The 17,175-nt window shown below is 66.3% G+C and carries 11 protein-coding genes; 7 read left to right on the plus strand and 4 right to left on the minus strand.

Going from position 1 to position 17,175, the window contains the following annotated elements; genetic code table 11:
- Positions 1–82: 82 nt before the first annotated feature.
- From EYF70_RS00290 to EYF70_RS00300, 3 genes are all read left to right on the plus strand, one after another.
- Positions 83–2,818: a TonB-dependent receptor gene (locus EYF70_RS00290; RefSeq protein ID WP_131143600.1), complete on the plus strand. Its 2,736-nt coding sequence runs from the start codon at positions 83–85 to the stop codon at positions 2,816–2,818.
- A 90-nt stretch (positions 2,819–2,908) separates the two neighbouring features.
- Positions 2,909–5,395 carry a glycoside hydrolase family 3 protein gene (locus tag EYF70_RS00295; RefSeq protein ID WP_229420643.1) on the plus strand — a complete coding sequence of 829 codons (2,487 nt, stop codon included), beginning with the start codon at positions 2,909–2,911 and terminating at the stop codon, positions 5,393–5,395.
- Positions 5,396–5,404: 9 nt separating this feature from the next.
- Positions 5,405–6,700, plus strand: coding sequence for a sugar MFS transporter (locus EYF70_RS00300; RefSeq protein ID WP_131143602.1), 1,296 nt, complete (start codon positions 5,405–5,407; stop codon positions 6,698–6,700).
- A gap of 158 nt (positions 6,701–6,858) precedes the next feature.
- Here the strand turns inward: EYF70_RS00300 and EYF70_RS00305 are convergent, their stop codons facing one another.
- From EYF70_RS00305 to EYF70_RS00320, 4 genes are read right to left on the minus strand one after another with little or no spacing between them, the layout of a single operon-like run.
- Entirely contained in the window at positions 6,859–8,037 is a 1,179-nt protein-coding gene (locus EYF70_RS00305) for a UbiH/UbiF/VisC/COQ6 family ubiquinone biosynthesis hydroxylase (protein ID WP_131143603.1), read from the minus strand.
- Positions 8,034–9,380 carry a Xaa-Pro aminopeptidase gene (gene pepP / locus EYF70_RS00310; RefSeq protein WP_131143604.1) on the minus strand — a complete coding sequence of 449 codons (1,347 nt, stop codon included), beginning with the start codon at positions 9,378–9,380 and terminating at the stop codon, positions 8,034–8,036. The genes EYF70_RS00305 and pepP overlap by 4 nt, the downstream gene beginning before the upstream one ends.
- A complete protein-coding gene (gene murU / locus EYF70_RS00315) occupies positions 9,377–10,093 on the minus strand; it encodes an N-acetylmuramate alpha-1-phosphate uridylyltransferase MurU (RefSeq protein WP_131143605.1) in 717 nt (238 codons plus the stop codon). The genes pepP and murU overlap by 4 nt, the downstream gene beginning before the upstream one ends.
- A 7-nt stretch (positions 10,094–10,100) precedes the next feature.
- Positions 10,101–11,165: an aminoglycoside phosphotransferase family protein gene (locus EYF70_RS00320; RefSeq protein ID WP_131143606.1), complete on the minus strand. Its 1,065-nt coding sequence runs from the start codon at positions 11,163–11,165 to the stop codon at positions 10,101–10,103.
- A gap of 115 nt (positions 11,166–11,280) precedes the next feature.
- Here EYF70_RS00320 and EYF70_RS00325 point away from each other — a divergent pair, with 115 nt between their 5' ends.
- The 4 genes from EYF70_RS00325 to rsmA all read left to right on the plus strand — a co-directional run bounded on the left by EYF70_RS00325 (position 11,281) and on the right by rsmA (position 17,174).
- On the plus strand, positions 11,281–13,554 hold the full coding sequence (locus tag EYF70_RS00325; RefSeq protein WP_131143607.1) for an LPS-assembly protein LptD: 2,274 nt from the start codon (positions 11,281–11,283) through the stop codon (positions 13,552–13,554).
- Between the two features lie 159 nt (positions 13,555–13,713).
- Positions 13,714–15,135: a peptidylprolyl isomerase gene (locus EYF70_RS00330; protein WP_131143608.1), complete on the plus strand. Its 1,422-nt coding sequence runs from the start codon at positions 13,714–13,716 to the stop codon at positions 15,133–15,135.
- 9 nt (positions 15,136–15,144) lie between these two features.
- Entirely contained in the window at positions 15,145–16,212 is a 1,068-nt protein-coding gene (gene pdxA, locus EYF70_RS00335) for a 4-hydroxythreonine-4-phosphate dehydrogenase PdxA (RefSeq protein ID WP_131143609.1), read from the plus strand.
- A 170-nt stretch (positions 16,213–16,382) separates the two neighbouring features.
- Positions 16,383–17,174: a 16S rRNA (adenine(1518)-N(6)/adenine(1519)-N(6))-dimethyltransferase RsmA gene (gene rsmA, locus EYF70_RS00340; RefSeq protein WP_131143610.1), complete on the plus strand. Its 792-nt coding sequence runs from the start codon at positions 16,383–16,385 to the stop codon at positions 17,172–17,174.
- Position 17,175 lies beyond the last annotated feature (1 nt).

The raw sequence follows: 17,175 nt of genomic DNA on the forward strand, positions 1-17,175 counted from the left end.
CAATCGGGTGGATGGAAACGATATAAACCAGTCCGGAAGCCGGGAAAACCGGCGGGCTGATAACGACAATGGAGACCACGAGATGACACACTTCCCGCAACGACAGGCGTTCTGCCTGACCCCCATGGCCGCCGCGATTGCCGCTGCCGCGCTGCTGCTCGCCACCGGCGCCGGCGCGCAGCAAACCGGCACGGCGACCGGCGAAACGGCGGCCACCGAAGGCGTCGTGCCATCGGTGGTCGTGACCGGCATGCGCCGCAGCATCGAGAACTCGATCGCCATCAAGCGCGATGCCGATTCGATCGTCGAAGCCGTGACGGCCGAGGACATCGGCAAGCTGCCCGACATGTCGATCGCCGAATCGATCGCGCGCCTGGCCGGCCTGACGGCGCAGCGCGTGGAAGGCCGCGCGCAGGTCATCTCGATCCGCGGCCTGGCGCCGGACTTTTCCGGCACCCTGCTGAACGGCCGCGAGCAAGTCTCCACCAGCAACAACCGCGGCGCCGAATACGACCAGTATCCATCGGAGCTGATCAACGGCGTCACCGTGTACAAGACGCCGGAAGTGTCGCTGATGGGGCAGGGCCTGTCCGGCACGGTGGACCTGCAGACGGTACGGCCGCTGGACATGCCGGGCCGCACGATCGCCGTCAACGTCCGCGGCGAGAAGAATTCCAATGGCAAGCTCAACGAGGGCGTTTCCGACCGCGGCGGCCGCCTGTCGATTTCCTATGTCGACCAGTTCCTGAACAATACCGTCGGTGTGGCCGTGGGCTTCGCGCACCTCGATGCGCCAGGCCAGCAGAAGGAATACAAGTCGTGGTGGTGGGGCGCCGAGAACAACCTGGGGCCGGACAACCAGGATGTGATCGCGCTGAAGGGTGCCGAAGTCACCGCCACCTCGCGCGAGATGGTGCGCGATGGCCTGATGGCCGTGCTGGAATACCGGCCGGACCGGAACTTCCGTTCCGCGCTGGACCTGTACTACTCCCAGTTCGACCAGAAGACCACGATGCGCGGCGCCATGTGGAATTCCCACCAGTGGAGCAATATCGCCTACCGCGATCCCGTCATCGACACCATCGGCGGCACGCGGCTGCTGACCGGCGGCACGCTGGTGAACCTGGAACCGATCCTGCGCAACGACTACAACGAGCGCAAGGACAAGCTGGCCGCCTTCGGCTGGAACAACCGCTACAAGCTCGATCGATGGTCGTTCGAAAGCGACCTGTCGTACTCGCATGCGAAACGCCGCGAGCAGGTGCTGGAAACCTATGCGGGCCTCGGTCCGGCCAACTCGGGCATCACCGACAACAACTTCAAGTTCAACATTCCCGTCGGCGCCGGCCTGCCGGTATTCACGCCGTCGGTCGACTTCACCAACGCGAACCTGATGCGGCTGGCCGACGTGGGCGGCTGGGGCAAGGATGCCGACCTGCACCAGCCCCGCGTGGAAGACAAGCTGGGCGCGCTGAAGCTGGGCGCCAAGCGCGACCTGGAAGGCTTCCTGCGCTACGTGGAAGGCGGCCTGTATTTCAGCAAGCGCGAGAAGGAACACGGCGACACCAACCATTACTACTTCCTCAAGAATGGCCGCGCCCCGGCCCTGGTGTCGCAGGACCTGCTGCGGCCTTCCACCTCGCTGGCGTTCGGCGGCATTCCCGCCGTGATCAGCTACGACGTGATGGGCGTGCTGGACAAGTACTACGACCGGCAGCCGGCGCGGCCGGACGACCAGGCGCTGCAGGACTGGGGCGTGACGGAGAAGACCTCGACAGGCTTTGCCAAGGTGGGCATCGACACGGAGCTGGGGCCGGTGCCGCTGCGCGGCAACGTGGGCGTGCAGGCGGTGCACGTGAACCAGGAATCGCGTGGCGTGGCGGTCGTCGGGGGGCAACTGAAGGCAATCAGCGGCGGCGCCAGCTATACCGATTTCCTGCCCAGCATGAACCTGATCTTCGACCTGGGCCGCTGGAGCGATGCGTGGACCGTGCGTTTCGGCGCCGCGAAGACGCTGGCGCGCCCGCAGATGTCCGACATGCGGGCCGGCGTCGCCGGCGGCGTCAGCCAGACCACGTTCGAATGGAGCGGCAGCGGCGGCAATCCGCAGCTGGAACCGTGGCGCGCCAATTCCTATGACCTGTCGATGGAAAAATACTTCGGCAAGCGCAGCTACATCGCCGGCGCCTACTTCTACAAGAAGCTCAAGACCTACATCTACAACCAGCAGACAGCCCACGACTTCACCGGCTTCCCCAATCCCTCGACGGTGGAACCGATCACCAACATCGGTACCCTCAACCGCCCGGCCAACGGCGCCGGCGGCATGGTGCGCGGCGTGGAACTTTCCGGCTCGCTGGAAGGCGGCATGTTCTGGGACCCGCTCGACGGCATCGGCCTGATCGCCAGCGTATCCGGCACGGAAAGCTCGATCCACCCGAACGGCCCGGGCACCAAGGAAAAGCTGCCCGGCCTGTCCGGCGTGGTGCGCAACATCACGCTGTACTACGAGAAGCACGGCTTCTCGACCCGCGTGAGCCAGCGCTACCGCTCCGCCTACCGGGGCGAAGTCACCGGCCTGTTCGCGCAACGGTCGTTCAGTGAAATCCTGGCCGAGAAGCAGATCGATTTCCAGATCGGCTACGCGATCGAGCAGGGGCCTTACAAGGGCCTGTCGTTCCTGCTGCAGGTGAATAACCTGAACAACGAACCGTACCAGACGCGCCAGGGCGACCCCTTCGCCAGCGGCGCCTATGCGCCGGAACGCTACACCACGTATGGCCGGCAGATGCTGCTCGGCTTGAATTACAAGCTTTAACCTCTACAAACTTTGAACTTTACAAGCTTTAACCTCTACAAGCTTCGAGCTTTACAAGCTTTGATTACCAGAAAACGACACGGAGATATGATGAAGCGACGCTTGACCATCCTGGCCGCTGCCGCGCAGCTGCTGACCGCCAGTGCCATGGCTGCCCCCGCACCGCAGGCCCCACTGTCGGACTGGCCGCAGCTGAAGAGCGCGGTGGCGCCCGATGCGCAGCTGGAAGCGCGGGTGAAGGACATCGTGGCCGGCATGACGCTGGAACAGAAGGTCGGCCAGATGACGCAGTCCGAGATCAAGACGACCAGGCCGGAAGACGTGCGCAAGTACTACCTGGGCTCCGTGCTGAACGGCGGCGGCAGCTGGCCGAACGGCAGCAAGTACGCCACCCCGGCCGACTGGGTGAAGCTGGCCGATGCGTTCTACGATGCGTCGATGTCGACCGACATGCGGCACGAGATCCCCGTCATCTGGGGTATCGATGCCATGCATGGCAACAGCAACGTGCTGGGCGCCACGCTGTTCCCGCACAATATCGGCCTGGGCGCGGCGCGCGATCCGAAGCGGGTCGGCGAGATGGCTGCGGCAGTGGCCAAGGCCGTGCGCGCGACCGGCATCAACTGGGTGTTCGCACCCACGCTGGCCGTGGTGCGCGACGACCGCTGGGGGCGCACCTACGAGAGCTTTTCGGAGGATCCGAAGATCGTGGCCGACTATGCCGGCGAGTACGTGAAGGGCTTGCAGGGGACGCTGAAGGAAGATGCCAATGTCGTCGCCACCGCCAAGCACTACGTGGGCGATGGCGGTACCGACCAGGGCAAGGACCGCGGCGTGAACCAGTCGACGAAATCCGAAATGATGAACATCCACATGGCCGGCTACTATCCGGCGCTGGAGGCGGGTGCGCAGACCGTGATGGCGTCGTACAACAGCTGGACCGATGTCGCCGCCAACAAGACCTACGGCAAAATGCACGGCAACAAGGAACTGCTGACGGAAGTCCTCAAGCAGAAGATGGGCTTCGACGGTTTTGTCGTCACCGACTGGAACGGCATTGCCGAAGTGCCGGGCTGCCGCAACGACAGCTGCCCGCAGGCGATCAACGCCGGCATCGACATGGTGATGGTGCCGGACGACTGGAAGAGCTTCATCGCCAACACGGTGCAGCAGGTGAAGGATGGCACGATCCCGATGGCCCGCATCGACGATGCCGTGACCCGCATCCTGCGCGTGAAACTGCGCGCCAACCTGCAGAAGCCATCGGCGTCGGTCCACGCGGGCAAGATGGAATCGATGCAGGCGCGCGAACTGGCCCGCAAGCTGGTGCAGGAATCGCTCGTGCTGCTGAAAAACGACGGCAACGTGCTGCCGCTGGCGCGGGACAGGAAGATCCTGGTGGTCGGCAAGAGCGCCGACAACATGGCCAACCAGAGCGGCGGCTGGACCCTGACATGGCAGGGCACCGACAACAAGAACAGCGATTTCCCCAACGGCGACACGATCCTGGCCGGCCTGAAGGAAGCGGCACCGAACGTGACGTTCAGCGCCGATGCTTCGGGCGTCAACGTGGCCGACTACGACGTGGTGGTGGCCGTGATCGGCGAGGGGCCGTATGCCGAAGGCGATGGCGACATCGGTCCGGCCGGCAACCTGCGCCACAGCGGCCGCTATCCGGAAGACCTGGCCGTGCTGAAGGCGGTGGCCGGCAAGGGCAAGCCGGTGGTGACGGTATTCGTCACCGGCCGCCCGCTGTACGCCAACGACCTGCTGAACCTGTCGGACAGTTTCGTGGCCGCCTGGCTGCCGGGTTCCGAAGGCAAGGGCGTGGCCGACGTGCTGCTGCGCGGCGCCGATGGCAAGGTCAACGCGCCGTTCACCGGCAAGCTGTCGTTCTCGTGGCCGAAGGGCCCGTGCCAGGCGCCGCTGAACGTGGGCGACAAGAATTATGCGCCGCTGTTCGCCTATGGCTACGGCCTGGAGTATGGCAAGGCGAAGAAGGTGGGCAGGCTGGCCGAGGACAACAGCACGGCGCCGTGCGGCAAGACCAATGCCTTCCCCGTCTTCAACCAGTCCGACCGCGCCACGTTCCCGCTGTACGTGCAAAGCGGCGGCGAACGCAAGGCGCTGGGCGCGGACCTGAATGCAACGCATGCGCTGCCGACGCTGAAAGTGGAAGTGGCCCAGGTGAATACGCAGCAGGATGCCCGGAAGGTGACGTGGACGGGACCTGGCGCCATCGAGGCACGCGCCGCCGCGCCACGCGCGGTGCCGGCCTATGCCGCGAAGGATGGCGTGCTGGCGTTCGACACGATCGTTACGCAGGCTCCGCAAGGTCCGGTCCAGGTGTCGATCGGCACGTCGTCGGTCGACATGGCCGGCGAATTCACCCGCCTGGCGGGGCAGGGCAAGAAGACCGTCAAGATCCCGCTGGCCTGTTTCAAGGGTGCCGACCTGGGCAAGGTGGATACGCCGTTCCGCGTGCAGGCGCAGAGCGGACTGGTGGCGGCGTTCGCCAACATCCAGGTCATCGGCGGGGCCGCGAAGGATGCGGACGCGGTGCGCTGCGCGAACTGAGGAGGCGAAATGGAACATTATTCGCGGGCGGCGGCGCTGCCGCCGGAGTCTGGCACTGAAGCAGCCGGCAAGGCAGGCAACACCGGGCCGCTGGTCGTCGTCACGATCCTGTTCTTCATGTGGGGCTTGCTGACGTCGATGAACGACGTGCTGATCCCGCACCTGAAGGCGGTGTACACGCTGACCTATGTGCAGGCGATGCTGGTGCAGTTCTGCTTCTTCGGTGCCTACCTGCTGGTGTCGGTGCCGGCCGGGATGCTGATCCGGCGCCTCGGCTACCAGCGCGGTGCGGTTGCCGGCCTCGTCGTCGCGGCCATCGGCTGTGCGCTGTTCTACCCGGCCGCCACGTCCGGCTACGGCGTGTTCCTGTTCGCCTTCTTCGTGCTGGCCGGCGGCATCACGGTATTGCAGGTGGCCGCCAATCCGTACGTGACGGTGCTGGGCGATCCGCGCACGGCGTCCAGCCGGCTGACGCTGACGCAGGCATTCAACTCGCTGGGCACGACGGTGGCGCCGACGCTGGGCGGCATGCTGATCCTGTCCGGCGGCATGCTGGGTGCCGGCGAGCTGGCCGCGCTGCCGGCCGCCGAACAGCTGGCGTACCGGGCGCGCGAAGCGGCCAGCGTGCAGGGGCCGTACCTGGTGCTGGCCGGCACGCTGTTGCTGCTGGCCGTGCTGTTCGCGCTGGCGCGTTTGCCGAAGATCGTCGATGCGGCGGGCGACGCGGAACAAGGACGGTTCGGCGACTTGTTCGCCCACAGGCACCTGGTGCTGGGCACGCTGGGCATCTTCCTGTACGTGGGGGGCGAAGTATCGATCGGCAGCTTCCTGATCAACTTCCTGGAAGACCCGAAGATCGGCGGCATGACAGCCGCGCAGGCCGCGCACTACGTCAGCCTGTACTGGGGCGGCGCGATGGTGGGCCGCTTCATCGGCTTCGCCGTGATGCGCAAGGTCAGCCCCGGCAAGGCGCTGGCGTTCAATGCCGCCGCCAGCATCGCGCTGATCGCCATCGCGGTGCTGGGCGGCGGCAAGGTGGCGATGTTCGCCATCATCGCCGTGGGGCTGTGCAATTCCATCATGTTCCCCACCATCTTCAGCATGGCGCTGCACGGCCTGGGCAAGCAGACCGGCCAGGCTTCCGGGCTGCTGTGCATGGCCATCGTGGGCGGCGCGCTGGTGCCGTTCGCGCAGGGGGCGGTGGCCGATGCGATGGGCGTGCAGGTGTCGTTCGTGGTGCCGGCGGCGTGCTATGCGTTCATCCTGTATTTTGGTCTGAAGTACGCGAATCTGCACAAGCAGTAAAAAACAGGGGCAGGTCCTGAGGTGGCTTGGAAAAGCGTTACACGACACATTGAAAGCACATGCATTCACCCCAACAGCGAAGGGCTGGGGTCAGACCCGCCGGGTCTGACCCCGGAATTTGCACTTGGGGTAGTCTTATCTAAGCGGGAATGCTTGACTTACCGACGGCCGTACATCATCAGCTCGGCCAGTACGGAGCGTGCGGGCGAGAACAGGTCGATAGCGGCCAGCGACAGGCCGAGGACCGGCTGCAGCGGTGAAGTGTTGGCGAAGATGCGCGCCATCGTGTCGGTCAGCCGCACGGTGACGTCGCGGTCCTGCCGGCGCAGCGTGGCGAATTCGGCGAGGGCATCCGGCGTGGCGCCGCGCGCCAGCAGCCGGGCCAGCACGGTGGCGTCGCGCAGGCCCAGGTTCAGGCCCTGCCCGGCGACGGGGTGCAGCGTTTGCGCGGCGTTGCCGATCGCCGTGGTGCGCGCGGTGCCGGTCACGCCGGCGTTCAGGCCGAGCGGGAAGGCGAGGCGCCGGGTAGCGTGCGTGAAGCGGCCCAGCCGTTCGCCGAAGGTGGCGTTCAGCCGGGCCAGGAAGGCGGCATCGTCCAGCGACAGCAGTTCCTGCGCGGTTTCCGGGCGCACGCACCAGACCATCGAGTACCCGCGCGTTTCGCCATCGTCCTGCGGCAGCATGGCCAGCGGGCCTTCATCGGTGAAGCGCTCGTAGGCGCGGTGCGCGATGGGGGCGCTGGCTTCCACCTGCGCGATGATGGCGGTCTGGCCATAGTCGCGCATGGCCTGCTTGTCCGCCTGCGCGCCGAACAGGCCGCCCTCTGCCTGCACGGCGATCGCGGCTGAAATCGTCCGGCCATCGCTGCGGCCATCGTCCAGCGCCAGGCGCACGCCGCCGGCCGTTTCGTCCAGCGCGGTGACACGCACGGGCCGCAGCGAGGCGATGCCCAGCCGTTCGACCACGCCGGCCAGCACGGTGACCAGGTCGCCGTAGCGCGTCACGTAGCCCAGCGCCGGCACGCGGTGTTCGTCGCGCGTGATCATGCTGCGGCCGAACGTTCCCTTGCGCGACACGTGGATTTCATGGATGTCGGTGGCCGGCACCGGCCAGGCACCGACCTGGCCGAGGATCTGCCGGCTGCCCCAGGACAGCGCCAGCGTGCGTGGATCGCCGCGCGCCGCGTCCAGCGATTTCGCGTCGACCAGCGCGATGCGCGAAGCTGGCATGCCGCGTTGCACCAGCAGGGCCGCCAGCGCCATGCCGGCCGGGCCGGCGCCGCAGATCGCCACGTCGTAGTCGGCCTGCGCCAGGCCGGCGCCCGTTGCTTCGCTCATGATCCCTCCGCCATCAGGCGCTCGATATCGTCCACCGTTTTCGGTACCTCGTCCGTCAGCACGCGGGGCGCGCCGGCGGCGACCACCACGTCGTCCTCGATGCGGATGCCGATGTTCCAGTACTGTTCCGGCACACCCGGCGCGGGGCGCACGTAGATGCCCGGTTCCACCGTCAGCACCATGCCTTCGGCAAGGGGGCGCGAGGGCTTGTCCGGATGGTCGGTGAGGCGGTAGGCGCCGGTGTCGTGCACGTCCATGCCCAGCCAGTGGCTGGTGCCATGCATGTAGAACGCCGTGTAGGCCTTGTTGGCGATCACGTCGTCCAGGCTGCCCGCTGTGTCCCGGTTCAGCAGGCCGGTATCGAGCATGCCTTGCGCCAGCACGCGCACGGCGGCATCGTGCGCCGCGTGGAACGTGTTGCCCGGCCGGATCGCCTCGAAGGCGGCGGCCTGCGCGGCCAGCACGATGTCGTACAGTTCGCGCTGCGGCGCGCTGAAGCGGCCGTTGACGGGGAAGGTGCGCGTGATGTCGGATGCATAGCCATCGAGCTCGCAGCCGGCGTCGATCAGCACCAGGTCGCCGTCGCGGGTTTGCCGGTCGTTGCTGTTGTAGTGCAGGATGCAGCTGTTGGCGCCCGAGGCGACGATCGGCGTGTAGGCCGGGAACTGCGCACCGCTCTTGCGGAACTCGTACAGCAGTTCCGCTTCCAGCTCGTATTCGAAGACGCCGCTGCGCGCGGCCCGCATGGCGCGGCGGTGCGCGGCGGCCGAGATCTGCCCGGCGCGCAGCATGGTGGCCTGTTCGCCGGCATCCTTGACGACGCGCATTTCATCGACCAGCGGCACCAGGTCGCGCAACGCCGGCGGCGCGACGATGCCGGTGCGGCCCCTGGCCCGCACCCCGTCGAACCAGCGGCGCAACTGCCCGTCCAGTCCTTCATCGCGCGCCAGCCGGCAGTACAGCGCCGGCGCGCCGGCCAGCACCTCGGCCATTTTCTCGTCGAGCATGGCGATCGGGTACGCGGCATCGACACCGAATTCGGCCCGCGCCGCTTCCGGTCCATGGCGCAGGCCATCCCAGATTTCGCGCTCGACGTTCTTTTCGCGGCAGAACAGGATGGCGCGCGACGGCTGGTCGCCGGATGCGGCGACGAGAACCAGCGCGCTTTCCGGCTCGGGAAAACCGGTCAGGTAATAAAAACTGCTGTCGTGGCGGTACGGGTAGTCGCTGTCGCCATTGCGCACGCTTTCCGGCGCGGTGGCGAGGTAGACCACGCTGCCCGGCTCCAGCCGCGCCAGCAGGCCGGCGCGCCGCGCGGCGAACTTGCCACCGGCGGCGCTCATGGCCGCCCGGCTCCAAACGGGGCGTTCAATGCGTCGAGCTGCTGCGGGGTGCCGATATTGTCCCAGTCGCCTTCATAGACCTCGCCGCCCAGCTGGCCCTTGCCGGCGTATTCGCGCAGCAGGTTGCCCAGGCCGGCGTGCTGGCCGGGCTGGATGCCGTCGAACATCTCGGGGCGGTACACGCCGATATTGGCGAACGTCCACGTCGGGTTCCCGGTATTGGATACCGTGTACAGGTCCAGGCCGAAATCGCCCCTGGGATGGAACGGCGGGTTCTTCACGAGCCAGATCCAGGCGATGTCGCGCTTGTCCGACGCATGCGGGTTGCCCCACAGGTCATTGTCGTGCAACACATCCTTCACTTCGCTGAAATCGAAATGCGGGCACCAGATATCGCCGGAAATCGCCAGGAACGGCTGCTCGCCCAGCAGGTGCCGCGCGTTGGCGATGCCGCCCGCCGTTTCCAGCGCCTGCCGTTCCGCCGAATAGCGGATGGTGGCGCCGAAGCGGCTGCCGTCGCCCAGGTATTCCTCGATCATGTGGCCGAGATGGGCGTGGTTGATGACGATCTCGGTGAACCCGGCGCGCACCAGGTTCAGCACGTGCCACTCGACCAGGGGCCGGCCGCGCACCTTCAGCAGCGGCTTGGGGCAGGTGTCCGTCAGCGGGCGCATACGCTCGCCGCGGCCGGCGGCGAAGATCATGGCTTTCATGGCGCCCTCAGAACGTGTAGCCGACGGCCGGCTGGCGGTTTTCCAGCGCATCCAGCAGCTTGACCAGCGGCTTGAGCTCGCGGTAGCGGTTGGCGGCATGGCGCACGTACTCCATCACCGTGGGCAGGTCGCCCAGGTAATTGGGCTTTCCGTCGCGGTAGTTCAGGCGGCAGAACAGGCCCAGGATCTTCAGGTGCCGCTGCAGCGCCATGTATTCGAAATCCTTGTAGAACGCGTCGAAATCCTTGTTGACGGGCAGGCCCGCCGCCTTCGCGTGCTGCCAGTAGCGGATCACCCAGTCCAGCACCAGTTCCTCGTCCCACGACACATAGGCGTCGCGCAGCAGCGAGGCCGCGTCGTACGTGATCGGGCCGTACACGGCATCCTGGAAGTCGAGGATGCCGGGATTCTTCTCGTCCATCCACATCAGGTTGCGCGAATGGTAGTCGCGGTGCATGAACACCTGCGGCTGCGCCAGGCAGGTGGCGATGATGTGGTCGAACACCTTCTGCAGCTCGGCCGCCTGCGCTTCCGTCAGCGTGGTGTTCAGGTGCTTGCCGATATACCACTCCGGGAAGATGTTCATTTCCCGCAGCATGAACTCGCGGTCGAATTCAGGCAGCACGCCCGGCTGGCTGCGCAGCTGGATGGCGACCAGCGCGGACAGTGCCTCGGCATACAGCGTGGCGGCATTGTCGTGGTTCAGCGCCTGCAGGTAGGTGGTGGTGCCCAGGTCGGACAGCAGCAGGAAGCCCTGGCCGAGGTCCTGCGCATGGATCGCGGGCACGGAAACGCCGGCCTCGGCCAGCAGTGCATCCACTTTCACGAACGCTGCGGTATTCTCGCGTTCCGGTGGCGCGTCCATCGCCACCAGCGTGGCGCCGTACTGTGCCTGCGCGGCGGGCAGGACGTCGACCCGGAAGTAGCGCCGGAAGCTGGCGTCGGCCGATGCGGGACGGGCCGAGGCGGCGTCCACCATGCCCAGGCCCTGCAGCCAGGTTTTCAGTTGGAGCAGGCGCGCGTCGCCGTCCGCGGACGCGTCGCTGGAAGATAATGTATGCAATAAAGACATGAAGTACGGCCCGAGCAAACCGGATGTTGACAAAGGAATCCCATATAATAAGGGATTCAATTCAAAAAATCGCCTGCATGGTGTTCTTTATAGTGCTTCGCGTATCCTGCCCTTCATGAGCCTGGCCCCACCCTTCAAGAAACGCTGGGCGTATGCCATCTCCGCCCTGATCGCCGCCTGCGCGGCACCATCCCATGCCCAGACCCAGCCAGGTTCTGGAGCGGGTGCGCCCCGTGCCGACGATCCGGAAGCTCCTGTCACGATCCGTGCCGAGGAGATCAATGGACGGCCCGAGCGGGAACTGATCCTCACCCGCGACGTGGAAGTGGTCCAGGACAAGATGCGCGTGACGGCCGATTCTGCCTGCTACCGCCAGGTGGAATCCGAGCTGGAGGCGAAGAGCAACGTGCGCCTGTGGCGCTTCGGCGACTACTACACGGCCGAAGAATTCCGGCTCAATACCGAGACCGGGGTGGGCTACATGCTGCAGCCCACCTACAAGCTGGAAATGAACAACGCGCAGGGCAAGGCGCAGCGCATCGACTTCCTGTCCGAAGACCGCGCCAAGGTGGTCAACGGCACCTACAGCACCTGCGAAGGGCCGAACCCGGACTGGTACGTGCGTTCGAGTACGCTGACGCTGGACCAGGGCCGCGACGTGGGCGTGGCCGGTCCCACGGTGGTGTATTTCAAGGATGTGCCGCTGATCGGCACGCCGGGCATTTCGTTCTCGCTGTCGGGCGAACGCCGCTCCGGCTGGCTGCCGGCCACGCCGGGATTCAGCTCGCGGGGCGGCGCCGAACTGACGCTGCCGTATTATTTCAATATCGCGCCGAACCGCGACCTGACCGTGTCGCCGCACTACATCAGCCGGCGCGGCCTGCAGCTGGGCGCCGTGGGCCGCTACATCGGCGAGACCGCGGCCGGCAGCTACGAAGGCCGCACCTTCGTCGAATACCTGCGCAACGACAAGGAAAAGGGCATCGACCGCTGGCAAATCCAGTCGCAGCACTCGCAGGCGCTGGCCAAGGACTGGTCGTATGGCTGGAACGTGCGCGCCGCGTCCGACGAGGATTACCCGACCGACTTCTCGAAGACGGTGGCCGGCAGTGCCGAGCGCCAGCTGCTGAAGGAAGCGCGCACCGACTACCGTGGCGAGATCTGGAGCCTGACGGCGCGCGTGCAGAAGTACCAGGTGCTGCAGGATCCGGACACCACGACGGTCACGCCGCGCCCGTACGACCGCCTGCCGGCGGTGAATTTCCACGCCGGGCAGTACGATGTCGGCGGCTTCGACTGGTCGGTGGATGCCGAGGCGACCCGCTTCCACTACGCGACCGAGACCATCTGCCCGGGCGCCAATATCGGCGGCATCGCCTGCGTGAACGACGCCCGGATCAACGGCGACCGGATGGTGGTGCAGCCGCAGATCAGCTATCCGATCATCAGCCCCAGCTACTTCATCACGCCGAAGCTGATGCTCAACGCCAGCGCCTACCAGCTCGACAAATTCGGCGAAGACGAAGCCCGCTCGGTGACGAAGGCGATCCCCACGTTCTCGCTGGATTCCGGCCTGGAATTCGAGCGCAACACCAAGCTGTTCGGCCGCGCCGTCACGCAGACGCTGGAACCGCGCCTGTTCTACGTGTACACGCCGTACCGCGACCAGACCGACATACCCGTGTTCGACACGGCCGATGCCACGTTCAACTTCACCCAGCTGTTCTCGGAAAACCGCTTTGTCGGCTCCGACCGCGTCGGCGATGCGAACCAGGTGACGGCGGCGGTCGTCTCGCGCTTCCTCGAGGAATCCGGCGCCGAGCGCCTGCGCCTGGCGTTCGGCCAGCGCTTCTACTTCAACGACCAGCGCGTGCAGCTGACCAGTTCGGAGCCGGTCAGCACCGGCCGTTCCGACCTGCTGCTGGCGGCCGCCGGCCGCATTTCCGACACCTGGGGCGTCGACAGCGCCGTGCAGTACAACCAGGGCGACAAGCGCGTGGTCAGCTCGAACCTGAACGTGCAGTACCAGCCCGGCCCGCGCAAGGTGTTCAACGCCGGCTACCGCTTCCTGCGCGACAGCTTCAAGAACGTCGACTTTTCCACCCAGTGGCCGATCTCGAACCGCTGGTTCGGCGTGGGGCGCATGAGTTATTCGCTGCAGGATCACCGGATCCTGGAAAGCCTGATCGGCCTGGAATACAACTGCGAATGCTGGGTATTCCGCATGGGCGCGCAGCGCTTCGTGACGACGACCAACAAGACGACGACGCAGATGTTCTTCCAGCTCGAGCTGAACGGCCTGTCCAAGTTCGGTGTCGGCAACCCGCTGGAGGTGCTGAAGAACAGCATTCCGGGCTACCAGCAGCTGAATCCGGGGTATCGCCGCTAAGGGCCGGCCGGCAGACGGCGGCGTGGACCCGGCCGTGGACGGCGATATCAGAGTGGCCGATGGCGACCTGTTGGTCGCCATCGCTTGCTGTTACACTTTCCGCGGCGCTCACCTGCTATCCTTCATCATTTTCCACCTGACCTGAAAAGCGTTTGCAATATGTTCAGTAAGCACCCGATCACCCCGATCACCCTTGCGGCACTGCTGCTGTGCGCCACTGCCGGCGGCGTGGCCACGGCGCAGGACGCGAAGCCTGCTGCTCCCGCCGCGGCACCGGCAGCCGCGCCGGCGCAGCCGAAGGGCTTCACGCCGCCGGGTCAGTCCAAGAACCCGGAGATCGATTCGATCGCCGTGGTCGTCAATGAAGACGTCATCACCAAGCGCGAGCTGGCCGAGCGCGTGGGCGTCATCATGCAGCGGATGAAGCAGCAGAACGTGCAGTTGCCGGATGCCGCCGCGCTGCAGCGGCAGATCGTCGAGCGCATGATCGTCGAGCGCGCCCAGCTGCAGATGGCCAAGGAAATGGGCGTGCGCGTGGACGACACGATGCTCGACCGCGCGATCGCCCGCATCGCCGAACAGCAGAAGTTGTCGGTGCAGCAGCTGCGCGACCAGATCGAGAAGGATGGTACGTCGTTCGCCAGCTTCCGCGAGGAGATCCGCGAGGAGATCATCACCACCCGCCTGCGCGAGCATGAAGTGGATGCCAAGATCCAGATCTCGGAAGCGGAAGTGGACAGCTTCCTGGCTGCGCAAGAGGCGGCAGCCGCCGAGCAGCAGGAGGTGAACATCTCCCAGATCATGGTGCGCATTCCCGAGAACGCCACGCCGGACGTGATCGCCCAGCGCCAGCAGCGCGCCGACGACGTGATGCGCCAGCTGCGCACCGGCGGCGATTTCGCCAAGGTGGCGGCCACCTATTCCGACGCGGCCGACGCGCTGCAGGGCGGTGTCGTGGGCTGGCGTCCGACCGACCGGATTCCGCCGGTGTTCGCCCAGGCGCTGGAAAAGCTGCAGCCGGGGCAGGTGACGCCGATCATCCGCAGCGTGACGGGCTTCCACATCCTGAAGCTGGTGGACAAGCGCACGCTGGCCCAGGCACAGGCCGAGGCGGCCGTGGAACAGACCCATGCGCGGCACATCCTGCTGAAGGTCACGCCGGCCAACAGCGCCGAGGACGCCAAGCGCAAGCTGGCCGAGATGAAGGCAAAGCTGGACAACAAGTCGGCCTCGTTCGAGGAACTGGCGCGGCTGTACTCGACCGACGAATCGGGCAAGAAGGGCGGCGACCTGGGCTGGCTGTACCCGGGCGACACGCTGCCGGAATTCGAAAAGGCGATGAACGAGCTGAAGCCGGGTGAGGTTTCCGGCCCGGTCGAGACGGCCTTCGGCTACCACCTGATCCAGGTGGTGGAGCGCAAGTCGGAAGACATGTCGAAGGAAAAGAAGCGCAACGAGGCACGCATGGCGCTGCGCGAGCGCAAGATGGTCGAGGCGGCGGAAGATTTCCAGCGCGAGGTGCGTGACCGCGCCTACGTGGAATACCGCAGCGAAGACCTGCGCGCCGAAGCCGGCAAGTAAGGCCGGCCGATGAGCGTTACGCTGCCAGCGCGCCGCCCGGGCGTCCGTCCCGCGATCGCGATCACCACCGGCGAACCGGCCGGCATCGGTCCGGAGATCTCGCTGCGCGCCGCCTGGGCGATGCGCGAGCGCGTCAACTGCGTGCTGCTGGGCGATGCCGCCTTCCTGGCCATGACGGCGCACGCGATCGACCCGGAGATCCGCGTCAGCGCGCTGTCGCTGATGGCGGTGCGTAACGGCGGCTTGCCGCACTTCGGGCCGGACCGCTTGTCGGTGATCGACATCCCGCTGGCCGCGCACGTGGTGCCGGGCAAGCTCGACAGCGAGAACGGCCGCGCCGTGCTGGCCACGCTCGATGCGTCGATCGAAGGCATCAAGGCCGGCTGGTTCGAGGCGGTGGCCACGGCGCCGCTGCAGAAAAGCACGATCAACGATGCCGGCGTGCCGTTCTCCGGCCACACCGAATATTTCGCCGACCGCACCGGCACCGCGCAGGTGGTGATGATGCTGGCCGGCGCACCGCAGGATGTGCCCGGGCTGCCGCAGCTGCGGGTGGCGCTGGCGACGACCCACCTGGCGCTGAAGGATGTGCCGGCGGCGCTGACGGTCGCCGGCCTGGGCACCACGCTGGACATCATCGACCGCGACCTGAAGGCGAAATTCGGCATCGCCGCGCCGCGCATCCTCGTCACCGGCCTGAACCCGCATGCGGGCGAGAACGGCTACCTGGGGCGCGAGGAAATCGACGTCATCGCGCCCGCGCTGGAAGCGGCGCGCGCGCGCGGCATCGATGCGCGCGGCCCGTATCCGGCCGACACGCTGTTCCAGCCGAGGTACCTGCAGGATGCCGACTGCGTGCTGGCGATGTACCACGACCAGGGCCTGCCGGTGCTGAAATACGCCACCTTCGGCCGCGGCATCAACGTCACGCTGGGCCTGCCGCTGATCCGCACCTCGGTCGACCACGGCACCGCCCTCGACCTGGCCGCCCGCGGCCTGGGCCACGCCGACTGCGGCAGCATGCAAGAAGCGATCTCCGCCGCCGTCGACATGGCCAACGCCAGCCGCGGCAACTAAAACATTTCTCAAGACCGGGGGCGAGGCAGGGGTTTTGCGGAGTACACTCCGAGCCTGCCGAGCAGCTGATGCCATGCATGGCGTCGTGCCTCTCCAGACCCCTTTTCTTGGCAATTAATTTCCAAAAATCGGGGTCTGACCCCGGTTTTCGGAAACTTTTACACGAATATATGAAACACATTGCCCGCAAGCGCTTCGGCCAGAATTTTTTGCACGATGACAGTGTCCTCGGCGACATCATCACAGCCATCGCTCCCCAGGCCGGCGATACGATGGTGGAGATCGGCCCCGGCCTGGCGGCGATGACGGATCTGCTGCTGAAGTCGCTGCCGCACATGCACGTGGTGGAGCTGGACCGCGACCTGGTGGCGCGCCTGGAAAAGCGCTTCCCGCGCGACAAGCTGACGATCCACTCCGGCGATGCGCTGAAGTTCGACTTCGGCGCGATCCCCGTGCCGGAAGGGCGCAAGCTGCGTGTCGTCGGCAACCTGCCGTACAACATCTCCAGCCCGCTGCTGTTCCACCTCGCCGAGTTCGCAACGCATATCGAAGACCAGCACTTCATGCTGCAGAAGGAAGTCGTCGAGCGCATGGTGGCCGAGCCGGGCACCAAGGCGTATGGCCGGCTGTCCGTGATGCTGCAGTGGCGCTACCGCATGGCGCTGATGTTCATCGTGCCGCCGGAAGCGTTCGATCCGCCGCCGAAAGTGGATTCCGCGATCGTGCGGATGATCCCGATCGCCGAGCCGCTGCCGTGCGACGTGGCCACGCTGGAAGCCGTGGTGGCCAAGGCGTTCTCGCAGCGCCGCAAGGTGATCCGCAACTGCCTGGCGGGGATGTTCACCGAGCAGCAGATCGCCGATGCCGGCATCGATCCAGGCACCCGCCCCGAGACCGTGCCGATGGAAGCCTATGTCGCGCTGGCGAACAGCCTGCACCCCGCACAAGCGCCCGCCCAGTAAC

It is taken from the genome of Pseudoduganella albidiflava (assembly GCF_004322755.1).
In the GTDB taxonomy this organism is placed as follows: domain Bacteria; phylum Pseudomonadota; class Gammaproteobacteria; order Burkholderiales; family Burkholderiaceae_D; genus Rugamonas; species Rugamonas albidiflava.

What these genes read in the sequence shown, in the direction of transcription:
- murU (WP_131143605.1), bottom strand. Translation starts at nt 10,093, where the DNA reads ATGAAAGCCATGATCTTCGCCGCCGGCCGCGGCGAGCGTATGCGCCCG.
- EYF70_RS00295 (WP_229420643.1), top strand. Translation starts at nt 2,909, where the DNA reads ATGAAGCGACGCTTGACCATCCTGGCCGCTGCCGCGCAGCTGCTGACC.
- EYF70_RS00330 (WP_131143608.1), top strand. Translation starts at nt 13,714, where the DNA reads ATGTTCAGTAAGCACCCGATCACCCCGATCACCCTTGCGGCACTGCTG.
- pdxA (WP_131143609.1), top strand. Translation starts at nt 15,145, where the DNA reads ATGAGCGTTACGCTGCCAGCGCGCCGCCCGGGCGTCCGTCCCGCGATC.
- EYF70_RS00320 (WP_131143606.1), bottom strand. Translation starts at nt 11,165, where the DNA reads ATGTCTTTATTGCATACATTATCTTCCAGCGACGCGTCCGCGGACGGC.
- EYF70_RS00325 (WP_131143607.1), top strand. Translation starts at nt 11,281, where the DNA reads ATGAGCCTGGCCCCACCCTTCAAGAAACGCTGGGCGTATGCCATCTCC.
- EYF70_RS00305 (WP_131143603.1), bottom strand. Translation starts at nt 8,037, where the DNA reads ATGAGCGAAGCAACGGGCGCCGGCCTGGCGCAGGCCGACTACGACGTG.
- EYF70_RS00300 (WP_131143602.1), top strand. Translation starts at nt 5,405, where the DNA reads ATGGAACATTATTCGCGGGCGGCGGCGCTGCCGCCGGAGTCTGGCACT.
- rsmA (WP_131143610.1), top strand. Translation starts at nt 16,383, where the DNA reads ATGAAACACATTGCCCGCAAGCGCTTCGGCCAGAATTTTTTGCACGAT.
- pepP (WP_131143604.1), bottom strand. Translation starts at nt 9,380, where the DNA reads ATGAGCGCCGCCGGTGGCAAGTTCGCCGCGCGGCGCGCCGGCCTGCTG.
- EYF70_RS00290 (WP_131143600.1), top strand. Translation starts at nt 83, where the DNA reads ATGACACACTTCCCGCAACGACAGGCGTTCTGCCTGACCCCCATGGCC.